The following is a 21421-nucleotide window of genomic DNA, read 5'->3' as shown; positions in this document are numbered from 1 at the left end:
AACGAAATCGACAACGACAACTCCAGGACACGAATGGCCCAGAGACGCAGCACCCTAGCCAGCAGGACTAGCAGAGCGATGCTTCCCGCATCCGACACTCCGGAGTGGGAGGTCATCAGCCCCGGCGTGAGACTTGGATACCGGCGAGGACGCGGCACGCATGGGCGCGGGGGCTCATGGCTGGGTGCCTCGAGGTCCACAGATGGAAAGCGTCTCCAGGCCAAGCTTGGGCGCGCTGATGATGTGTTGCCGGCTGACGGGGCCGACGTTCTGACCCATGAACAGGCCAAAGCCGCGGCGAGGGCCTGGGTGAAGACCCTGTGTGCTGGAAACGAAACGGCTCCGGCTTTGACGGTCAATGCCGCCCTCGATCGATATTTCGAAGCTCGGGGTGCTGAAGGCATGAAGTCGATCGACGATGCGAAGGGGCGAGCTGCGTTTCACATCCGGCCGAAGCTTGGAAGCGTCAAGGTTGTCGATCTGACTATCGAGAAGGTTCGTGCGTGGCGGGACGGCATGGTTTCGTCGCAAAAGCGGCTTCGAACCGGAAAGTACGCGGAGAAGATTAACTCTGTCACTGTCGATCTCACCGATCCGGAGGTGATCCGGCGCCGGCGCGACACAGCCAACCGAACCCTGACGACGCTGAAAGCCGCTCTCAACTGGGCTTTCAACAATCGACTGGTCAGCGACGACACAGCCTGGCGTTTGGTCAGGCCCTACCGTGGAACCACGGCCGCGCGGATTCGCTTTCTCACTCCGACGGAGCAGAAGACACTTGTTGCCGCCAGCAACGGCGCAATAAGAGATTTGGTCTCTGCGGCGTTGGTTACGGGCGCGCGTTTCAGCGAACTGGCACGACTCAGGGTGACGGATTACGACGCCGTCAATAAATCGGTCTTCGTTGCTGAAAGCAAAAGTGGCAAGCCTCGCCACATCCCTCTGCCTGCGGGCGGCGCAGAATTGTTTGAGCGACTTGCAAAGGGCAGGGGAGGCAGTGAGCCACTTCTGGCACAGGACAGTGGCGTGGCCTGGGCCGCTGCAGTTTACCATCGGCCTTGGAAAACGCTTCTAAAGCAAGCGAACCTCTCTGATGTGACGCTCCACGAGCTCCGGCACACCTACGCTAGCACGATGGTCAGGAATGGAGCGCCGCTGATAATTGTCGCCCAGGCGCTCGGCCACAGCGACACCCGCATGGCAGAGAAGCACTACGCACACCTAGCGCCGTCGTATGTAGCGGACACAATCCGGCGGCTGGCGCCGGACATTTGACAATCTACAGAGGTTTCAGCGTATGGATCGCACGGAGGCTCGTCTCACAGGGCATTGCTTTGATTGCGCCCCTGCTATCTGATCGACGGGCATCTCAATAGTAGATGGGGGAAAAAATGGGCGAACTATTGGATCGCAACTTGCAGCGAGGGGTCTTGGGGATCCTGTCCAACGACTACCCTCAAAGAACAAACCTCAGAAAAGCTTTTGAAGGGGGCGGTAACGGCTTAGACGTCAACCTGGCCTATCTCGAGGAGCACGGACTCGTTTCAGTCCATTGGCACAACGGCTAGGACGGTAGGGCGCCGATGCAGGCGTCGATCACTGCCAAGGGGCTCGACTTCATCGCCGACGATGGTGGACTCGGCGCAATCCTTGGCGTCGTGACTGTTCGGCTCCACGGAGACACATTGCGTGAACTTCTCATCTCAAGAGTGGAGTCGTCCGACGAGGACGACACAGTTAAGCAGAAGGTCGTAGCAAAATTGAAAGACATCCCAGGCGAAGCATTGGGCGCGTTAGTTACGAAAGCGCTCGATGCAAGCCTCGCCAGCCTGCCGGCAGTCGCTACCTGGATGCTAGCCCTGCTTGCGAAGTAGGCGGACCCGAGACCGCTATGCAGACCAGCCCGGCCATGTGGTGTCGATCATGGGCATGCCGTTGCAGTAATAATCGTAGACGAACTGTCCGGTGGCCTTATCTCGGCACCGCCATATCAGCGCATAGTTCTGTCCGTAGAACTGATCCCAAGCGACGCCGTACGCCGTGGGAGGCGGGCGGTAATATCCACCGCCGTAGCCATTGTTGGCGGCAACTGCGACAGCCGCACCACCTACAGCAGCTACCGCTATTCCAGTCGCTACAGCGTTGTCAGCTTGTACCAGCCGCATGCACTTGTCTGCCGTCGCGCCGCGACGGACTAGCAGGGCTGCTACTCTGGTTCGATATTGCTCGTCAGTGCTGGAGGCCAAAGCATGGCACAATGCCACGGTATTCATTGCCGTGAGATCGCTATCCGACACAACAGGACTCGTTGAGCAGCCGGCCAGACACAGCGCAGCGCGCGCAAGAACTTTAAGTTTTTTCATTTGATTTCCCCGCGCAAATAATGGGGCAACTTCGACTCAGGAGTCCAGAGGTTTGTTTCGTTGGACAATCGTTCTATTTGCGCGAGGTGGGGCGGCAGCGGGCTTTGCTTTTTACGCGTTAGTGCACCTTACCATCCAGATCATGGAAGACTTGGCACCAGAAGCGATAGTCCCTCTCGCGGGCCGTCGAAATGGCATTAAGAGCGCAGCCGCCACAGCAATCTTTGCGTCCGCTCCACATCCCCGATGGGGGTGGCCAGCTCGGGATTTCGCAATGCGAGCGAGCGCGGCGGCGTATCGAGATGAATCGGCTGTGTGAACAATCGAAATGCCAATGCAGCGCTGTCCAGCCCTAACAGAAACGCGGGCAAACCGCCCCCAGTCACGTTGCCCAATCGGCATTCAGCCTGCACTTGAGTCGGGGCCGTCAAACGCGGTTGGTGCACAAAATGCTCGCATCATGCCGAGGTAGCCGGGCTGATCCGACGATACGGCAAAGGTGCGCTATTCAGCTCGGTCGATCGCATCCCAATGCGAAAGGCATCAGGGACAACTGCTCCTCACGCAATTCCTTGATAATCCTTTGAGCGTCAAGCCGGTTTTTACGTCCTGCCGTTATAGCACCGCCCGCAACCGGATCGGGTTCAGGCCCAGGCAGTTCCTTTTCCGATCACGAGCGGGTGTTCAGGGTGGGGCTTTTCTTTGATGGAGACTTCGGGCTAGGAAGAAATCCAAGGTGCGCGAAACGAGCGGCGCCCGGAATATTCCATTCATCTAATACATCGACGCGACGGCGGGGCCTGCCAAGTTGAAAACCGAACAAATTCCACAGCTAACGTCGTTGCGTTTTTTTGCTGCCGCATCAATAGTTTTCTTTCATTTGCAAGGTTACATAATCGGGGGACTGGACGTCCGCTTTGCAACGGGTGTCTCGTTTTTCTTTGTGCTTTCCGGGTTTATCCTATCTCACTCGTATCGGGACTTTTCCACTAGATCGATTGGAGATTTCTATTTCGGAAGGTTCGCCCGGATATGGCCGGTGCACGCCGTTACCTTCGTGCTTATAATTGTACTTGTCCAACCCTATGAATTCGATTTTACGTCGGCTGCTCTGGCCGGCATCAACCTGACGCTGCTGCAATCGTGGCTACCCCTCAACGGCACCACGTTGTCATTCAATGGCCTGTCCTGGAGCATCAGCGCCGAAATGGCGTTCTATGCCGTGTTCCCGGTCTTGGCGCGGTCGAGACATTTCTATCTCTGGTACGCCGCTCTGGCGGCGCTGGCGTTCTCAATCGTCCTGACGATGCAGATTGCGAACCCCGCGCAAGGCTCGGGCGTGTGGGGCTTGAACCCGATATCGGTGATACTCCAGCACCCCGCTGTGCGGTGCATAGAGTTCGCCACCGGCATGCTGGCGTGGCGTCTGCATGACAGGCTGAGAGCCTCGTCGACCATAGCGTGGACCGTCGCAGAACTGGCAGCGGTCGCAGTCGTGGCGGCATTCCTGCTCACATCCCATATGATCGAGGCGTGCCTTCATTCCGTCGATCTGCTTAGACGGTGGTACAGCCAAGCGGGTGGGATGTTCTCTTTTGCGCTGGCTATCGCGACATTCGCCCACGGTCGAGGCGCTATCAGTGCCGGGCTGAGATGGAGGCCGCTGGTGCTTCTCGGAAAGATCAGCTTCTCCACGTACATGATTCATGAGATCGTCATAAGGGCAGCAATGAAATATGGATTGCCGGGACTGATTGGGGTTCGCGGCTCGGTCGCGCTGATTCTGGCGGCGGTGTACATTCTCTCCTATCTGCTTTGGGCGCTTGTCGAAACGAGAGCGCAGAGAGCGCTGATGACGCGGCGGCGTCACTCTTTGCTAATACCTTCCCCGGCTTGATTTTGGAAAGGCCTAGTCCCCTAATGCGGTCAGCCGTCGCGAAGCATCCCGCAGGCCCTTGGCCGCAGCCAGGAACGAAATTTGGATATGGTTGGCGCCCCGGAGGAGCCGACAGGATGGATGGTGACAGTCCGACGAACGAAGCACTGATCCGCTGGCTGGCCGCCTAAATGTCGCACGGACCTCACGGCCGCATTTTTGGTCTCGATGTAGTGCGGGCCACGGCTATCGTGCTTGTGCTGATCGGGCACTATAGCGTTGGCGGAGCCGTAATCTGGGGTTTCACGCCACCGCCTTTTGGTGTTCTGAACCCCGGATTCTATGGCGTAGAGATGTTCTTTGCCCTATCGGGCTATTTGATTGGGAACATCCTACTGGACATCGCCGAACGTTCCTTCAACCTCGATCTGCTCTGGCGCTTTTGGGTGAGGCGCTGGCTTCGGACGATCCCTTGCTATCTGATCGCCCTTGCCATTAGCGTTTTCGTTGCCCTCCTAACCTCCGACAACAATTACGCTATTCTTCAATTCCTGACGCTGACGCAAAATTTCCTAACGCAATTCAAGCTTGAGTTCTTCTCGGTCTCTTGGTCACTGACCGTCGAGGAATGGTTCTATATCTTATTCCCGCTTGTTCTATTTGGCACCCTGGCCGTTCTGCCACGCCGAGGAGCTATCGTCGCAATCATCGTATTCCTGATTGTCCCAGCGATGCTCCGCTACATTGGGTGGCGATGGTTCGCCTTGGATTGGAGTGCCGGTCTTCGCAAGATGGTCCCGATGCAATTGGACGCAATCGCTTACGGTACATTGGCCGCCTACCTCACAAGAGGCATCTCGTTGTCGGCTCGCACCAGCACCGCTTGCTGTATTGGCGGCGCGATCATCCTGCCCTCGGCGGCGTGGCTCCCACTGATTTCCAAGCAGCTAGTTTCCTCGGATATTTGGATATCGAATGGAGCATTCGTGACATCTGCGCTCGGAAGCGCTCTCCTGGTCGTGGCGTCCACCAGACTAAAGGCCGCAAACGTCGCCTTCAAAGCTCCAGTGATGTATCTAAGCAAACACGCCTACACCTTGTACCTGCTGCATGTGCAAGTGTTCGGCTTGACCGCGTACGCTCTGCTGTTCGCTGGGGCATATGGATTGACCCCGATTCTCGGCCCTATTGCTGGTTTTGCTGTCTCCGCCTTGCTGACCCGCTTCGTGGAGATTCCAATCATGAATATGCGGCCGAAACAATTTGATGGCAGCCAGGCAGCGGACCCCGGACCCGAATTTGTTCAGTCCGCTTCTTGACCTGAGTCAGCGCGGCTGGAAGGTGCGCGAGTTGGGATAAAATGGGAAGTTTCTTAGAAATGGTCATTTCCTGACCTGATAAGTGATGCCCTGGTTGGCAATCTAAAGTTCCTGCGTGACCGCGTCGCCGCCGAACTCATCAGCCGATGCGTCCTATGCTGCGGCAGTTTGCGGACGCTGCCTGCTGCGGGACAGAGCCTTAACGACTTTTCTGCCGACCGAATGCGATGGCGCTTCAACCAGGATATGGATCAGCCACGCGGCAAAAACCACCCCGCAAAACACACTGAAATGAGCGACCCAAACGTTGACGCCGAGGTCAATCAGGATCCTTAGGGCGATATACCCTGCTATCGCATGACAGGCGTAGAGCGGATAACTGATGTCGGCAAGAAAGCCGAGGACGGCAGTTCTCTTGAACCGATGTCGAAATTTCGCCGCAGCCGCAAACAGAACGATCGCAAGGGCGTAGTTCCACCCCTTTACGGTGTCCGGGCCGTCGTTTGATAGTACCCACAAAATTCCGAATGCGCCAAGAAGGCTGACGCCAAGAGCCGTCATTTCCAACTGCGATAGCTTCCCGACATAGTGGTAGTGAAAAGCCACGCCTATGAACATGAAGATCACGTATTGAAAACACGTCGCAAAAACCAAGGGTAACGCAAAAGCATAGCCGCCGGTCAGGACACAGAGCGCAAACACGAACAACAGCACCGGCGCCAAAAACACAAGCTTGGAATGGCGCATAAGCAGCTGCGAAAGCACCGCGCAGATCAAATAGAATTTAACCTCGACTTCCAGTGTCCAGACTATTCCGTCTATGCCAGGCGACCCCGCAATGTCTCGCAAACCAGGCATATAGTGGATGAGGACAGACTGCCAATCGTATGGCCAAGGTAGCCCGAAATATCTGGTGCCTACGAAAATCGCCAGAAGCGTCACGCTAAAGGCGACTGCATACGTCGGCACAAGCCGAAAGAATCGACCGATCAGAAACACCGGGCCGGTTGTTTTTTGGAACGAAAATGGGATGACGAATCCGCTGATGAGGAAGAACAGAGCGACGCCTACGGCCCCCAATCCGAGCGCGGGAATGGAGTCGACGGCATAGACATAGGACGGCGTGGGGAACTCGAATGCCGACAATACTGGGGCGTGCATTTGAGCGGCCGCGGTATCCCGTAACCGCCAGAATACGATAAAATGGTGGGCAACGACGACCAACAGCGCTGCAATCCCGCGCAGACTGTTTGCGAATTCTATCTTGCCGTTATCTTCCATGCAGGAGGTGATAAACTAGGCTAGCTCTTTTGCAACTGTCGGGCAGATCAGAGCCGGATTGCCCGAACCGTCGAAGCATGATTTACAGTTTCAATGTCTTCCACAGAGACGGCAGGCCAGCCCATTTGATCCAGATGCTCGTTGACGATGGTAAACTGGTCTTTTGCTGTCTCCGCCTTGCTGACCCGCTTCGTCGAGATTCCCATTATGCGGAGGAGGCCCAAGCAGTTTGCACCCGCAAACGAAAGGGCTTCCGCACTGCCCATGCCGGTCCTTTAGGTAATTTCAGCTGTCGGGCGCGGCGTGATCAGTGCCGCGCTGAGATGGAGGCCGCTGGTGTTTCTCGGAGAGATCAGCTTTTCCACCTACATGGTCCACGAGATCGTGTTGCGGGTGGCGACGAAATACGATTTGCCTGGGCTTATAGGCGTTCCAGGCTCCGTCGTGCTTATCCTAGCGACGGTCTACGGCCTATCCTATCTGCTTTGGGCACTTGTCGAGACGAGAGCCCGCAGGGCGAAAATAGCCGGCCCCGCGCGCGGAAACCGCTCTCTGCTATAGCCTAGATCAGATATATACCGGAAAACGACATCACCGACGTATTGGTGAAATCGGTATCGGCCAAAGCCGTGATGGCGCCGGCCGAATACCTGGCCGGTTGGATTGTGGTGGAGCCTGCCACAAAAATAGACTGCAGATCCGACACGACCCCGGCGGCCATGTTATTTGCCCTCATCGTGAGAGGCACGCTGGTCGATCCGACAGCGAACGGAAGATTGTTGATGAAGGCCGAGCCTGTCGAAGAACCCTTGCTGGTCAAGGTTATCGAGCCGTTGATGATTACCACGTTGCCGATCTTCGTGTATTTGCCGACTTGCGTGGAATAAGTGATGCCGACGACACCGCCGCCGAAGCCGATAACTGGCGTAAAAGTGCCCTCTTCATAGTCGTCCAACGTGTTTGGATCCGATGACGGAACCTGGGTCGCGGGGAACTTGATCCGACCCCCGGTGACGTTTAGGCGCGGCACAGACACTGCGCCCGTTCCTTGGGACGCTATGTTGTAGTCGTTGTTCACGCCGGGCCCGGCCCACACTTGCCAACTTACAGTACCAACGCCGTAGTAGTAGTTGATGGAGTGGCCGGTCACTAATGCGACTGCTTCGCCCTGACCAGTTGTGCCATCCGTTCCGGCGATGGCATCGCTTCCGAAGATGATGCCGCTCTTGAAAGTGCTAAAGCTGTTTCTAATGTTGATTGCGGCCGTGGTCGGAACTTGTACAGGGATTCCAGCCCCTGGCACTATCGCGGCACCAGCCGCTATTTGCAAACCTATCGTCTGCCCGATGTCCTGTTGAAACGGGTCAACGGTGACGAGACCGGAATAATTAACTATATCAAGCTCGCACCCGTAAGCGCCGCCCGGTACACCCGGCATACGGTAGGCTTCGTTATAGGAACCGTAGGCGCTCAACCACAATGTAGTGTTGTTGTTGACACCGAAATGTACCGAGCCAATAGCGTTCAGCCCGGTTATAGTGTAATCCTTCGACTGCGCGCCAACGACGAGCGCGCTCGACGCATCGGGGTCGTTGCTCGGCGTGAGGTTGGCCGATTGCGTCCGGTGCATGTAGCTTGCAACTCGGCCATTACCTAGCTCGAACTGCGTCAGCCAGTCAGGTTGAGATATGACGTTTGTGCCGCGGTGAAGGGCCGCGCCACCTACGAACGCCCGGTCAGCGAACCGCGCCACCCTCGCGCCGCTATCGGCGTAAAATTTCCCCGTGCCGACGGCGCCCATCTGCACAAAACCACCGCTGGCGCCGGTCGTGTCGGCCGCTTTGGCGACGTATCGAGGATCACCCGCCGTAATTGCCGCGGAAATATTGGCCGTGGTCGATTGCCAGAGATTCTGGTCCCCGGCGGCGAGAACGCCGACGATATCCGCGCCTGTTATGCTGGCCAGCGCCGTGCGGTCCGCGGCGGATCTGATGATCACGGGGCCGGTGGGGCCTGTCGCACCGGTCACGCCGGTAGGGCCGGTCGAGCCTGTGGTCCCCGTCGCGCCGGCCGGCCCCGTGGCGCCTGCCGGACCGGTAGCGCCAGCTGGACCGGCCAACCCGGACGGGCCGGTTGCTCCGGCGGGGCCAGTAGCGCCTACACCCGCCGGCCCACTCGGCCCCGTAGGGCCGTCGCCGCGCAGCAGCGCCAAAACGGTCGGCGAAAGGCTGTCGGGGGTGACCTTGCCGTTTGGCAGCGCCCCGTCGGAGCGGCGCACGTCGGCCAGGGCGTCGATCGTGTCGCTGACGCCCTGTTCGAGCTTGGCCAGGTCGTTATCGAGCTGTGAGCCGTATGGCAGGTAGTATTGGTAGCTGAAATCAATGACTGGCTTGTCGGGGTTCGGCATCTTGCATCACTTGCAACGCGGCTACCCGATCGATGCCATCCGCTTTTGGGGACGACAAACTCTCAACAATGATGAGAACGATTTGGAAGCTGGTTGATATCAGCCCTGGTAGCCCAAGGCGGTGATGCGACTGCCCGAGATTCGCGAGTGTTCCGGCTGACTTAACAGTAGCACGTACGGAGTACTTGCGGCTATCCCTATGTGCTATAGATACGCCGAGAAACAAGTGGTCATCACGAAAAAAATACCGATGGGGAAGGGTCTTGTTCATGACACTCGTTCTTCGGGTTCTTGGTGCCTTTTTCTTAATCTTGATGGCGGGACTTATCATGAGCATCCCCGGTGCCATCGGGCGATCGGTCGAACACAGCCTCCGCAAAACCGAATTCGGCCGCTCCCGATCGTTGCGCGAATACTTCGCGAATCGACGTCACCGCGCGCCACGCCGGTCGTAGAGCGTACGGCCGTTCCTCGGTGTTGGCTCGGCCGGCGTTGGATAGTATCCCGCAACCATCCTCGCGGTTCGCTTCGCCGTCGCTTTCAGCGCCTTGACGGTTTTATCGGCTCGACGTTCGCCACCGATCAAGCTCGGGCTTCCGTCGGAAGACGGCGGGTCTGTAACGCAAGGTGGGTCTGTAAATGGAACTGTGCCACGGCGGTCCATACCACTCGGTGGGGGTGGCGGCGAATGATGATGATTTCGTGCAGGCTATCGCGACGATCCGGGCTACCGGATCATGCTTGTTCTTTTATCCGGTCAAAGGCCAACTTTGCACAACTGATAGGGACGTGGCGCTGCACCGACCGACGCTTCATAGGTTCGACAGCTTGCGGCGTCGAGAGTAAGACCATAACGCGTAATGATCGTGCCCGATCGCCGAATGGTCCCCAAATCCGCTTCAGCCAAACTCATACCGCCTGCAGGCGACGACACCAGTCGACAACTCCCCGGGTTTGAGGCTTCGTCCACCCGCAAGTGCTTGCTCACGCGGAGCAGCAACGCTGACAGCTTCCGGCAGGGCCACCCCGACATAGACAATTTCAAGGGTTCAAGGATGCCGTTCACCTGCGCCACACGCGCTGCATATTCGTCAATGTGAGCTGGCATCACGGCCCAAGCCTTGCCACCGGTCTGCTCGACTATTTCACGGACACGCGGGGTGTAGGCTGGCCCTTCCGGAAAGTTCGTCCCGAGGCCAACGGCCGCCATCTTCGGTGGGAAGAAGGGGACCATCCAGCCATTTGGCACTTCCTCGGCAATCAACAATAGTGTCCCCGATACCGGCAGGTCCGGTACCACCACGCGAAACGCGCGTGTGTCCCACGCTTCATGACCCCACGAGCGGGAATCAACCACTGCATATGTCGCGACCAGAGCGAGCGTTACAGCAGCGACCCGTTTCGCCATGTCTCCGCTGAGGAGCTTGTGCACCACAATCCAAACGGCCAGTGGCGCAAGCATCTCCATTGGGACGGCATAACGATAGATGCTGAAGATCGCCATCCAGACCACGAAGGCCAAGCTCACGAACAACACGACAAGGCGTTCAGGAGCCGACAGGATCAAGGTGGATTTGCGCATGGCGACGGAGCCGATCCACAAAACCATCAGAAGCCACAAAACTGGCCAGACAAATGGCCGCATTGGCAGTTCGCCGACACGGTGGTCGTTGATGACCATCGCAAAGGGGAACAGCAGCGCTTCCCAAATGCTTTTTGGCAGCCACCGCGCGTCCACAACTGTGATCGGCGCGGCCAATGGCGCGCCGAACCAGGCATTGAATTGGGGGAATAGTGGATTTCCAAAGGCCTGCAGCAAGGTGGCGAACCAATAGCCGGATGTCGCCGCAACCCCCGCGAGGACACCCACGCCAAAACCGAAGGCAAGGACTGGCCGCCGCAGCCATGGCGCCGGAAGCGACAAGAGCGCCAAACACAGAGCAACAGCATAGACCGCGTTGGTGAGTTTCAGCCCAACGCCGGCACCCATCAGCAGCCCCCCTGCTGCTGCCGATATGACACCTGGCCAGCCGGCCTCCACAACAGGCCGCAGCTGCCACACTATGAGCGCAAGGGCGCACAGCACAAACACCGCGGTCGTTGTGTCGCCCATGGTGTTGCCCAATTCCGACAGGAACGCCGGCCCCATGCAGCCGGCCAGCGAAAGCAGAATGGAGGTAGCATCGTTAGGCTTGCCGGAGCTGCCAAGCACGAGACGAACAATGCAAAGGAGCAGCACGAAATTGAGACCGTGGAACGCGCCCATGACAAAGCCTGCCACCATCGCCGGCGCATATGCCACCATCGCGTAATACGGCATATCGAGCAGCGGATTGAAGTAGCTCTGGAACTGCGCGGCGGCTAGGTCGATGCCGATCCGCCCGCCCAGCAGCGCGTAAGGGTTGTAGAAGTGATAGTTGAGCAAATCCCAGTTGCTGTCTTGCCCCCGCAGCAGTGCGATCAGCCCACCCAGAAGAGGCGCTAGCCACATCGCACGGGCCGCCGCCCCGGGGTGGGTGAGCGCGCCTCCGATCCACGACCGAAACGACCCTCGGCGCGCAGATGGCGAGCGATCCCGGAACACCCAGGATCTCGCCGACAAAAAATTCAGGACTGTTCCAGCGCCGGTGCCCGCAACCAGGCCTAATATCGGCAGCCACCCCGCCATGACGAAAGCGCAGTAGACTGCGTAGTTGGCGGCACCGCCAAACATCATTGCCGTGAGATAGCGCAGGCCCTCGCGCCAAAGAGGCTCGTCAGACCGTGTCGGAAAAGTCTTGTGGCGGTTCAGTTGCCAAGTCACAAATACTGCCGCCAGGAACGAAAAAAACCGGCTGACGAATGGTCCGAGGCCATAGGCAAGCAGCAGATACAGTACACCAGCATCCGCGGCAAAGCCGACGACGCCGGCGATTGCGAACCAGCCAATCTGCCTGTTTATCATGGCACCGGCGATCGCGGTGCGCCGATTCCAGGAATCCTCAAATAGGCTAGCGTCTTGACCTCGCTTCGGCCCCGCGTAACGGTGTCGAGAATAAGCCCGCACGCCAACAAGATGCTGCCCAGAAGAACAAGCGCAACACAAAGCAGCGCTGTGGGCTGCCGGGGCACCAGCCCCGTCTCCGCGTATGTTTCCAGCAGTGGCACGGCCAGAACGATCGCCAACAAGGTTGTCGCCACGGAACCCACTGAAAAGAAAATAAGCGGCTTCTCTGCCTTAAACAGTCTCACTATCGTTGTCAGGATGCGAATTCCATCACGATACGTCCGAAGCTTGCTCTGTGAACCCTTCGGGCGGGCACCATAGTCCGTGAGCACCTCCGCCACCGGCATGCGTAGATCGAGAGCGTGGACAGTCAATTCTGTTTCGATCTCAAAGCCCGTGGAATGTGCTGGAAAAGATTTCACATATCTGCGTGAAAACACCCGATAGCCTGACAGCATGTCCGAAATCGTTCTGCCGAACAGTACCGCCACACTGCGAGTTAGCATCCGGTTGCCGAAGCGATGGCCGAAACGATAGGCTTCGCTACCCTCGAGCCGTCCACTGGCCCGAGTACCAACCACCATGTCGAGCCGCTCCGAAAGCAAACGATCAATCATGCGCGGAGCATCTGCAATGCTGTACGTGGCATCGCCGTCCGTCATCACATAAACATCGGCTTCGATGTCAGCGAACATGCGCCGCACTACGTTGCCTTTGCCCGGCATAGGTACCGTCAGGACCTGGGCACCCGCTGCTGCTGCTATACGTCCGGTGTCGTCGGAAGAGTTATTATCAAACACGAAAATGTTTGCTGTCGGCAAATAACGGCGAAAGTCTGCAATCACCTGCGCGATCGTGGCGGCCTCGTTGTAGCAGGGCACGATCACTGCGATGCAGGGAAAATCACTCATAGGCATTGGTGACGACTGGCTCTAGCCTTTCGACAAGTCAGAACACAATTGCTGAAGCAATCTGTAGCGATGGACGATGTCATGGCGATCGGAAACCAAGGTAGGAGGCTCCCCGATGTATAGCGAGAATTCACGGTTTCGCAACTTTGAGGATCGTGTCCCATGGTGTGGTATAATTATCGGCTTGGTCGCCGTGCTTTCGGCTTAGGGGCGGGTTGATCAGCTTGACGTCGCGCTGATGACCACCGCAAAGTCGCTCGCTCACCACAGCGCCGTTGACGGCGCGCTCGGGGGCGGCTTGCCTACCGGCCACCTGCCAAGCGCCGTCCGCGCTCGCCCGAGCTGCGCAACCCTGACCAGCTCCGCCTGGGCGAACGCTGACCGCCTCGCATTACATAAGGGGGCAAAATTGGACGCCGATCCGGGGTCAGCCGTTTGAACATGCAACTGATGGTCAAGGGCGGTTTGAAGCCGGGCGGGATTGCCGGAGCCCAAAATCGATGCATCGGGAAAAGCTGACCACTTGTCGACCGGGGTCTGCGTTGTGGACCCGGCTGCCGACAAGTCGAACTGATCGAAAACGTTCGCTTGGGGCTGCTGCACGACCCGAAAGCCCGGCGGAATATCGCTCGACTGATACTTCGTCCAAGGTCCGGCAGCGGGAAGGCGATCTTGCTTCGCGTCGGCTGGCATGGGGCGCTCCAGGCTTCAAGAACCACAGCGCCGTTCAGGCGCGAAAGAGAGGTTCGTTGAGAGGGGCCGAGCAGAGTGCCCGACTGTGGAGCGGCTACCCGAGTTCCGCGATTTTTCCGGTCCCTTAAAGTAGCAAATTCTGCGGGCAAACGCCAGAGTCATGCGACCAATCTCGCCGTGCTCTTGGCCATTGCCTGCCGCGCCCTCACGGTTCGATCTGCACGCCGCTCACGAACAAAAGACATCAGCCGAGCGGTCTGGATTTCGTTCCGCAACGCGCGGAAATACGCGACATGATCGAACCATTCGTCATCGTCGCGCGGGTTGCTTGCATCCTCATTAGCCCATCGCTCGATCATGGACGCCAGGCCCGAAAAGCCACGGCGTAGATATCGAAACGGGAACAAGTGCGGACGCCTTTCGATCGATGAGAGCGCTTCGAACACAGCGGAAATCATCGCGTCACGGTCGTCGGGGTGAAGCGTCAGCTTGGATTTGCGCTTGGCGAACATCGAAAGGGTCCAGTCGAGTTCAAACACCAAATCAATGTGCGGCATGGCGCACTTTCTGAACTGGAACGTGAGGAGCGCGACTTCGTCGTGATGGTCGTTTTCTTCCTGGGACGGTTGATCCCCCTCGAACGACTCTTCGGCGTACGGGATCAAATAGTCCGGCTCGGCGAGTTTGACGTGCATCGTGGGCCCTTTCCGCAATGACAGTGCAGGAGGTGCGCGTGCGAAGCTATCGGCTTTCGAGAGGGCCTGATCGCACAGATCGGACGTGGCGGACGCAGCAAGCGGTGCGGTCAAAAGTTTGAAATTAGGCCAAATTTCTTCGGGCCTCCGACGGGCTCTCCGGCTTGCGCGGGAGACTGTCCAGGGGGGACCCAGGCCTCACGCCGCCAGCGTGCTCTGCCCGCCAATCCCATGGCGCCTGAAACGTTCCGACCCACAGTCCGACTTTCTCCGCTTCTGCCTTCGTCTGCAGCTTTGCATAGCGGGGCCAGTCGGGCGCCTGGCCGTGCTCGACCATCCAGGCGGCGAGGGCGATGTGCCTGTTGGAACGGTTGGTTTTTCGGCTCGTTTTGCCTACGCACCTGTGACGCGGGTGCACGAAAGTTGTTCGGCAGCTTTCGGGGGCCCGTCATGGCTTCCTCCGTGGCGGGCCTTTTACGTTTCAGGCAGTCGCAGCGCTGCCGATCTTTTGGTCGTCGAACTTCGTTTTCGGGAAAGGTTACGGTCGAAGGAGCGCGCCACCAAATTGCGCCCACAATCGTTCGCAGTCTCTTGCCCTGAGACTCGGCGTGCCCGGTTCGCCATAGAAGACCATCGCCGAGCGGACATCGTAGCCGAGTACTGAGGCATTGGCCACGAATTGAATGGCCATTCCCAAGTTGATGGGGCCGATTTGGGCCTCAGTTTTGTCGTTGAGGTCGACTACGCCAAAAATTTCCGCGTTCCCGCTCCTGCCAGCCAAGACAGTAGTCGAGATGACATTCGCCACGGCAAGGAGCATGGTGTTCGGTCACCGGTGAGATGGCTTTAACTCCCTTGCGCTAACTTTGTTCCCGAAGCCACAAGGCTTAATGCTTGTCGCGATATTTGAAGTTTCCGTCATCGGTTCCGGTCGCACTTTTGTTGATGCGCAACGCCTGGCCGGCTTCTTTGTTGCAACCCGGCTTCCGGTTTTAGAACCAATTCAGAGCAAGCTTATTGAATCGCGGTTTGTGTGGGTTCCGTGCATGCGTTTGAAATTCGTCGCGCCCTTGATGCCAACCCTTGTCGAGCAGCCTCCCGAAGGCGACGACTGGATTCACGAGGTCAAGTTCGATGGCTACCGCTCGCAGATCATCATCGATGAAGACGGCACCCGGGTCCATACACGCAACGGCCTTGACTGGTCTGCCAAATATCGCGACCTGGTGAAAGAGGCGGCAAGCCTCGGCGCCGAAAGCGCCATCGTCGACGGCGAAATCATCGTGCTGAACGCCGCCGGCCTGTCCGACTTCGCCGAGTTGCGCAAGGCGATCACCAGCCGTCAGCAGGATCTCTATTTCGTCGCCTTCGATCTGCTCCACCTCAACGGCCACGATCTGCGCGGCATGGCGCTGGAGGACCGGCGCGAGATCCTCGCCGGCATGATCGAGCCTGGCGGGCGCATCCAGTTCAGCGAGCCGCTGCCGGGCGAAGCAAAGGCCATTTATCACGTGCTGGACAAGGCCGGACTTGAGGGCATGGTGTCGAAGCGGCTCGACAGCAAATACCGCAGCGGCTTGTCGACCAACTGGCTGAAGGCGAAATGCTACGCGATCGACGAATACGAGCTGCTGGGCGTCGAGCGTGAGTCTGGCAAGCCGGCGTTCGCGCTGATGGCCGATCGCGCGACCGGGCGCTATGTCGGCTCTGCGTTCATCAATTCCAGCCGGCCAATCCGCGAGCGCCTGTGGAAGCGCGTGCAGGAACACGTCGGAACGGCACCCAAGGGCATGGAACGGCCGGCGACGCAATGGGTCAAGCCCGGCCTGGTCGGGCGCGTGAAGCACTTGCGCGGCGAGGAGAATTTGCGGCACGCTTCGCTGCAGGATTTCCGGGACAAGGATGGAACTTAAGCGGAGCCGGGAGCTTACTTTGCCATGGGCAAGCGTACCGCCGGCAGATTTCCCGGGCCAATTTCGAAATCGCACCAGTGGGGTGATTACTTTCCTGTCCTATTGCTACTTGGTATCTATGGGCTCGTGGGCGCAGTTGGGACCCTATACGCGATTGTACGACTGTTGCATTAGGTGTTGACCGGATTTCGAGGACGACGGAACCTATCGCGGCCTGCCACATTATGGGCAACGTGAGCACGCGCGGCGTCAACTTCCTCGATCAATGGATTTCCAACAACGTCCCCGAGACTGTTGGCGCCGACGTCATATCGGTTGCGGAACTGACTCAGAAGCTGTTCGCCGATGCCAAGGCCGTCGGCATTGGCGACGTCGAGATCGAGGAAGATACCGTTAGTGTGTACAACACGATCCTCGATGCCATCGTCCATCATGATGCGGGCTTGGCGGACTGATCAGTTCTATCTTGGAGCAGGTCCAAAACTGCCAGCACCCGATTTACTCCCAACGTCGGCCCTCGGACGCTCCGTGTAGCAAATAATGCTGGCGCGGGTTCATACCGGCAGCTTTGATGTCAGGATTCAGTGCCAGATAAACGTCGTCCCGAAACTTGCGGGGCAAGCGTGGGCCCACCACGACAGGCCACTTCATAATGTCGTTGTCATGGCTATTCCCGTTCAACAGCGCCGGCTGGAAATCCCTTCGCCTGGCCACGTAGTTGAAGGACAATTGATCGCGGTAGGAGTGGGCTTGCACTTCGGCGAACCAATCCTCCATGACAGATTTGACCGTGGGGTCATTGTGTCTTCTGAACAGCGTCGATCCCGTAATTAGCCCGGCTTTCTCCGGGTGGCCGGTTGCCCGATATCGTGACATTTGGCTTTCGATCGTCGGGCGATCGTCGTAGTTCAGGGCGACCACCTCCTTGGCCTCCTCGTAAATGCAATTGCGAATGTTGTGTGCAAAACACATCATAGGCACGGCCGAGGCGTCCAGCATCTCAAACAGCGTCGAAACCGGCGCCACGAGCTGGACCGTGTTGTCGACGTAAAGACTGCGTGAGTAGGTTGCGAGATAGCGGTGCGGTAATATTTTCGCTTTCTTGGAGGTTCTAACCGGACCGAGCTCAGTGGAAGCCAGGTAGCGAAAGCGCCAGAAATCAGACGTGAGGCTTTTGTCATCGGTGAAACACAAGAAGTCGGTCTCATCATCTCGTTCGTAGTGGTGGTCGACGAAATGCTCGGAGTAGCCGAACAGGCACGTATAGACCACTCGGCGCGGTCTTTGCAGGCGCGCCCACGTCGCAATTTTGCCGAATAGTTTTCTCAAGGGGTGTCCATGGGTTTTGGAGTGAGCAAAGTGGCGAGGCGTCCATATTAGAGGCCGCGCATGCCCGACACCAGCCCGCCTGGGTCGCACAGTGATCCGTCGGCCTTAGCGAAACCTCTCGCCATCTTCACGGTGCTCGAAACAGAACCAGTGCGGCTCCTGCTTTAGCTTCGCGAAACCCCAGCCGGCATCCTTACCGCAGCCCGGTTGCTCGCAGAAATGGTCCTCGATCCGCGCACGCTGGCGCGGCACTGCCGTCATGCCTTCGGCAAGCCTGGCAGGTTCGTCGCTCATCCGTAGACCTCTAGGATATCGGTGATAGCCCATGCCGTTGGCGTCCAGGCCACGGCATGAAATTCGACGTCTGTGTCCCAGCGTGCCCAGTGCGGCCGCTCGCCCGGTTCCAAGTCTTGGTCGGCGCGCCAACGAATATGGGCGACATTGCCTTCCCGGTCGCGAGCGGTAATCGGGGTCCCATCCATCGGTGCCAGCACCATGGAACGAATGACATCTGCCGCCGCGAACTCCGCTTTCGGGCTTATGCGTTCCTTGAGGCTCATAGCGGGTTGATCGGCCCGACCAGGGCAGGATGGTCGTTCGGCAGCTTGTTGACGACCGTCTTGTTGACGTCGCGGCCGACGCGGTTGAACTGCAGTTGGCCGTCGATGTCATGACTGAGGATGTCTTTCAGGCTGTCCTTCGGCGTCGCCGTGTCCAGCCAGGCATCATAATAGGCCCGGTCGAGAATGACGGGCTGCCGGTCGTGCAACTGCTTCATCGGCTCGGCGGCTGGCTCGGTGATGATCGTGCAACTGGTGATGTCGAGATTTGAATTGTGGGCCCACAGGCCGGCGAATGAGAACGGCGCGTGACCTGGCTGATAGATATGCCAAGAGTCCTTTCCCCCGTCTGCGGGAGAGATCGTCCATTCGAAGAAGCCGTCGGCGGGAATCAGGCAGCGTTTTGATTTGAAGGCATCGCGGTAGGACGGCTTGGTGTCGACCTCTTCTATCCGGGCATTGAACATCTGGAATTTCGGGACTTCCTTTGCCCAAAACGGAACCAGCCACCAGCGGCCCTCCCGCAGCCGATGATTGCCATCCTCTCCGGCGGTGACGAAAGGCACGTCCTGTGTCGGGGCGATGTTGTACCGCGGTTCGTCGTTGCGGCCGATCTCGGCCGGCGCAGTCAGCCGGTAGAGCTTGTGGATTTCCGACCATGACAGATATCGAGTGTATCGTCCGCACATGTCTTGCCCTAGTTGCGCAGGATCTCGGGCACGCTGAGCGGTCCCATCTCGAGGATCTGTCTGTATTCACCGGTGCGGCGCCAAACGCCCTTCACGTTCCCATTTTCCCGATCTCGCTTCGGATCGAATTTCACGCCGTCAAAGTGATCTCGGAAGACCCGTGCCGCTGCATCGTCGCTGAAGCAGTGGACCCGATAATTCTCATATTTGCCATCCGGCCAAGTCGCCTGGACACTCCGCAGATGGAATGTGAGCCCTCGATCCTGGCAGAACTTCGCGATCATGGTGAAGTTCCGATCGGTGCAGATGTCATCCGGCAGCGCGACCTGGTGCGGCCACTCCCTGTCGATGACGGATGGCGACGGCGTGACGCGGCTGCGAGTCACCACGTCGCCTCGAAGAAGCTGTCAGCCTGCAGACGCATGGCCGCCAGCGTCAGGGCAATCGCGGTGTTGGCGGGTGGCTTGTCCATGTAGAGCCGTCCGTCGAAATAGCGCCATGCGGCCACGCTCCTGTCCTCATCGTCTTCGCGCTGCGGATCGATGATGCGAGCATCGCAAGGCTCTTGGTCGATCTCGATTGTCCAGCCCTGAAGGGATTTCTCGGTGATGCCGGCTACCTCGGCCAGACTGCTGGTAAGGTAGGGTAAGCCCAATTCGGCCGCCTCTTGCGGCGTGCCCGGTTCACTGACCCAGCCCATCACATAACAGATGTCGATGTCGAGCTGACGGTCTGGACCACTGGTTGTTTCGAGGCGTTGAATGATGTCGGGATAGAGCTTCTGCCGTTCCGGCCACGTCGCCAAATTGGCTGTTTTCACCTTTGGCTCAGCCGACCCGACCCCTAAAGCCCTGGTCCAGACGACCTTTTCATCGGGCCATCCGGCGCAGCAGGCTTCGCACGCGACGCGCTCGGCCTGGAACCAGACACCGGCTGCCGCATCCTGGTCCGCGCTTGGAGCCGTGTCGTCCGGACATCCCTTCATTTCCCAGAGTTCGACGGCGAGCACGCCGCTCATGGCATCGTTGTAGGAAAATCCGGAACTTGCGAAAACCGCCGCCGCGGCTGCTATCCCGCGGGCGAGTTCTTCCGGCGTTGCATTCTCGATCATCAAGCGAAGTGGCATTTCCACCTCCTGTGGCCATCCTGCCAACAGTGAACAAAATGAGAACACAAGAGTCAATCCCTCTTGACGGGACAGGAATATGTTCCTCATTTCAGGGAGTGCCCGAACAACCCGAAAAGTGGCCAAAGGGCGTCCCATGGACGTTGATGCATGCCCACAATGCGGGGCAGGTGGCCCGCATCCGCTGCGCCTATTGCAATATCAAGCGCTTCGACAAACCGCTGGAATTGCGGGAGGTGATCGGCAACGTCGACGTCGACCAGGTGCGCGCAAAGGTGCGCTGCGAGAAATGCAAGAAGAAGGAATATATGGACGCCGAGCTATTTCACCCGGTCGGGCAAGAGCTAGAGACCATCCGGTTCCGTCGTCTAGTTGAGATCAGGTGGGAGAAACGCGTGGTCTGGAAGGACGAGTGACAAAACACCGGCTTGACGGAACATTAGTCATCTCTAAAGGTTTGGTGCGTACGGCAAGGTGATGCCCTCCAACACCCTGCCGAAGATCGGGGCCTCCGATCGGCCCGCGTTCTCCGCCAGAGGCGCGGGCTTCCAATCATCAGGGGAAGTGAATGACCGAAAAGCCCGCAACGACTTACATTGTGAGCGTTTTCGAAAAGCCGCATTGGCGAACGATTTTGACCACCAAGGACAAGGCAGAAGCAGGCGCGCTTGAACAAGCGATGGCCCAGGATGGAGTTAAAGCCCAGATCGAGGAGATCACGCCGAAGACAAGGCGGTAGCTATCCCTGACAAGCGAACGGCGAGTGCATCCAACCCATTGCCATAGATCCGCGTCAACACGCCTTCTGCGGCGTTAGCTCGCTGGGATGTGCAACCAAGCAGGTCACGTCCTCCCAGACTTGCTGGCGCGTTCGTAATGCGGTCCCAAACTCCCCAGGTTCCGCCCGTACAGTAAAATCTATGTTGATGATTTTCCATAAGGGGGAAACGTTCAGCCGACGCTATAGGTCCATTGGAGATGGCAGCGTAGTTAATGTCGCCGTGACGGCATACGGCCTATGCGCTCCCGTCCGACTCGCTGTCGTCGTCGAACTCATGAATGGACAGATAGGCGTTCGTTTCCAGCCATTCCCGCAACACGATCTGAATGAGGTCCGACCGGCAGGCCCTCATCTCAGCGGCAATGGAGTTCAGAGCGTCGTCGGTGGGCGGCTCCAGCAAGACGCCGGCAACGTTTCGAAGCATCAAAGGCGGCGCGCCTAGGCTTCGGACTTCGGCGCCTGCCCAACGTCGCTAGGTAGGGCAGGCGAGGG

The 21421-nt window shown here is 58.3% G+C and carries 23 protein-coding genes; 8 read left to right on the top strand and 15 right to left on the bottom strand.

Annotated elements, in window-relative coordinates; all coding sequences use genetic code 11:
- Positions 1–309 precede the first annotated feature (309 nt).
- Complete coding sequence (locus BPNPMPFG_RS06340) at positions 310–1275, top strand: tyrosine-type recombinase/integrase (RefSeq protein WP_258594048.1); 966 nt, start codon at positions 310–312, stop codon at positions 1273–1275.
- Positions 1276–1583: 308 nt separating this feature from the next.
- On the top strand, positions 1584–1874 hold the full coding sequence (locus BPNPMPFG_RS06335) for a hypothetical protein (RefSeq protein ID WP_258594047.1): 291 nt from the start codon (positions 1584–1586) through the stop codon (positions 1872–1874).
- A gap of 15 nt (positions 1875–1889) precedes the next feature.
- Here BPNPMPFG_RS06335 and BPNPMPFG_RS06330 read toward each other — a convergent pair whose 3' ends face one another.
- Positions 1890–2363, bottom strand: a complete 474-nt coding sequence (locus BPNPMPFG_RS06330) for a hypothetical protein (RefSeq protein WP_258594045.1) — start codon at positions 2361–2363, stop codon at positions 1890–1892.
- 808 nt (positions 2364–3171) lie between these two features.
- On the opposite strand from BPNPMPFG_RS06330, the gene BPNPMPFG_RS06325 reads away from it, so the two are divergent.
- Complete coding sequence (locus BPNPMPFG_RS06325; protein ID WP_258594043.1) at positions 3172–4260, top strand: acyltransferase family protein; 1089 nt, start codon at positions 3172–3174, stop codon at positions 4258–4260.
- Between the two features lie 230 nt (positions 4261–4490).
- Positions 4491–5558 (top strand): acyltransferase family protein, encoded by a 1068-nt coding sequence (locus tag BPNPMPFG_RS06320; RefSeq protein WP_258594041.1) that lies wholly within the window; start codon positions 4491–4493, stop codon positions 5556–5558.
- 153 nt (positions 5559–5711) lie between these two features.
- On the opposite strand, the gene BPNPMPFG_RS06315 is transcribed toward BPNPMPFG_RS06320, so the two are convergent.
- The 7 genes from BPNPMPFG_RS06315 to BPNPMPFG_RS06285 form a co-directional block, all read right to left on the bottom strand.
- Complete coding sequence (locus BPNPMPFG_RS06315; protein ID WP_258594039.1) at positions 5712–6839, bottom strand: acyltransferase family protein; 1128 nt, start codon at positions 6837–6839, stop codon at positions 5712–5714.
- A 562-nt stretch (positions 6840–7401) separates the two neighbouring features.
- A complete protein-coding gene (locus tag BPNPMPFG_RS06310) occupies positions 7402–9246 on the bottom strand; it encodes a collagen-like domain-containing protein (protein ID WP_258594037.1) in 1845 nt (614 codons plus the stop codon).
- 757 nt (positions 9247–10003) lie between these two features.
- A complete protein-coding gene (locus BPNPMPFG_RS06305) occupies positions 10004–12190 on the bottom strand; it encodes a GtrA family protein (protein WP_258594035.1) in 2187 nt (728 codons plus the stop codon).
- Positions 12187–13143: a glycosyltransferase family 2 protein gene (locus tag BPNPMPFG_RS06300; RefSeq protein ID WP_258594033.1), complete on the bottom strand. Its 957-nt coding sequence runs from the start codon at positions 13141–13143 to the stop codon at positions 12187–12189. The genes BPNPMPFG_RS06305 and BPNPMPFG_RS06300 overlap by 4 nt, the downstream gene beginning before the upstream one ends.
- Positions 13144–13404: 261 nt before the next feature.
- Complete coding sequence (locus tag BPNPMPFG_RS06295) at positions 13405–13836, bottom strand: hypothetical protein (protein ID WP_258594031.1); 432 nt, start codon at positions 13834–13836, stop codon at positions 13405–13407.
- 158 nt (positions 13837–13994) lie between these two features.
- On the bottom strand, positions 13995–14531 hold the full coding sequence (locus BPNPMPFG_RS06290) for a hypothetical protein (RefSeq protein ID WP_258594029.1): 537 nt from the start codon (positions 14529–14531) through the stop codon (positions 13995–13997).
- Between the two features lie 538 nt (positions 14532–15069).
- Positions 15070–15351, bottom strand: a complete 282-nt coding sequence (locus BPNPMPFG_RS06285; RefSeq protein ID WP_258594027.1) for a hypothetical protein — start codon at positions 15349–15351, stop codon at positions 15070–15072.
- A gap of 226 nt (positions 15352–15577) precedes the next feature.
- Here BPNPMPFG_RS06285 and BPNPMPFG_RS06280 point away from each other — a divergent pair, with 226 nt between their 5' ends.
- Complete coding sequence (locus BPNPMPFG_RS06280) at positions 15578–16444, top strand: ATP-dependent DNA ligase (protein ID WP_258594026.1); 867 nt, start codon at positions 15578–15580, stop codon at positions 16442–16444.
- 233 nt (positions 16445–16677) lie between these two features.
- Positions 16678–16899, top strand: coding sequence for a DUF768 domain-containing protein (locus BPNPMPFG_RS06275; RefSeq protein ID WP_258594024.1), 222 nt, complete (start codon positions 16678–16680; stop codon positions 16897–16899).
- A 43-nt stretch (positions 16900–16942) separates the two neighbouring features.
- Here BPNPMPFG_RS06275 and BPNPMPFG_RS06270 read toward each other — a convergent pair whose 3' ends face one another.
- The 6 genes from BPNPMPFG_RS06270 to BPNPMPFG_RS06245 all read right to left on the bottom strand — a co-directional run bounded on the left by BPNPMPFG_RS06270 (position 16943) and on the right by BPNPMPFG_RS06245 (position 20274).
- Complete coding sequence (locus BPNPMPFG_RS06270) at positions 16943–17773, bottom strand: DUF616 domain-containing protein (RefSeq protein WP_258594022.1); 831 nt, start codon at positions 17771–17773, stop codon at positions 16943–16945.
- Positions 17774–17878: 105 nt separating this feature from the next.
- A complete protein-coding gene (locus tag BPNPMPFG_RS06265) occupies positions 17879–18067 on the bottom strand; it encodes a hypothetical protein (RefSeq protein ID WP_258594021.1) in 189 nt (62 codons plus the stop codon).
- Positions 18064–18333: a hypothetical protein gene (locus BPNPMPFG_RS06260; RefSeq protein WP_258594019.1), complete on the bottom strand. Its 270-nt coding sequence runs from the start codon at positions 18331–18333 to the stop codon at positions 18064–18066. Before BPNPMPFG_RS06260 ends, BPNPMPFG_RS06265 begins: the two co-directional genes overlap by 4 nt.
- A complete protein-coding gene (locus tag BPNPMPFG_RS06255; RefSeq protein ID WP_258594018.1) occupies positions 18330–19022 on the bottom strand; it encodes an SOS response-associated peptidase in 693 nt (230 codons plus the stop codon). The genes BPNPMPFG_RS06260 and BPNPMPFG_RS06255 overlap by 4 nt, the downstream gene beginning before the upstream one ends.
- Positions 19023–19030: 8 nt before the next feature.
- Positions 19031–19306 carry a hypothetical protein gene (locus BPNPMPFG_RS06250; protein WP_258594016.1) on the bottom strand — a complete coding sequence of 92 codons (276 nt, stop codon included), beginning with the start codon at positions 19304–19306 and terminating at the stop codon, positions 19031–19033.
- Between the two features lie 98 nt (positions 19307–19404).
- Positions 19405–20274, bottom strand: coding sequence for a hypothetical protein (locus BPNPMPFG_RS06245; protein ID WP_258594015.1), 870 nt, complete (start codon positions 20272–20274; stop codon positions 19405–19407).
- A gap of 20 nt (positions 20275–20294) precedes the next feature.
- Here BPNPMPFG_RS06245 and BPNPMPFG_RS06240 point away from each other — a divergent pair, with 20 nt between their 5' ends.
- Positions 20295–20564 carry a hypothetical protein gene (locus tag BPNPMPFG_RS06240; RefSeq protein ID WP_258594014.1) on the top strand — a complete coding sequence of 90 codons (270 nt, stop codon included), beginning with the start codon at positions 20295–20297 and terminating at the stop codon, positions 20562–20564.
- Between the two features lie 152 nt (positions 20565–20716).
- A complete protein-coding gene (locus BPNPMPFG_RS06235) occupies positions 20717–20887 on the top strand; it encodes a hypothetical protein (RefSeq protein WP_258594012.1) in 171 nt (56 codons plus the stop codon).
- Between the two features lie 277 nt (positions 20888–21164).
- On the opposite strand, the gene BPNPMPFG_RS06230 is transcribed toward BPNPMPFG_RS06235, so the two are convergent.
- Positions 21165–21353, bottom strand: a complete 189-nt coding sequence (locus BPNPMPFG_RS06230; RefSeq protein WP_258594010.1) for a hypothetical protein — start codon at positions 21351–21353, stop codon at positions 21165–21167.
- Positions 21354–21421 lie beyond the last annotated feature (68 nt).

The sequence above is a fragment of the Mesorhizobium sp. AR07 genome, from assembly GCF_024746815.1.
In the GTDB taxonomy this organism is placed as follows: domain Bacteria; phylum Pseudomonadota; class Alphaproteobacteria; order Rhizobiales; family Rhizobiaceae; genus Mesorhizobium.
The sequence above is the reverse complement of the archived record's forward strand: the minus strand, read 5'-3'. Positions and strand labels throughout refer to the sequence as shown.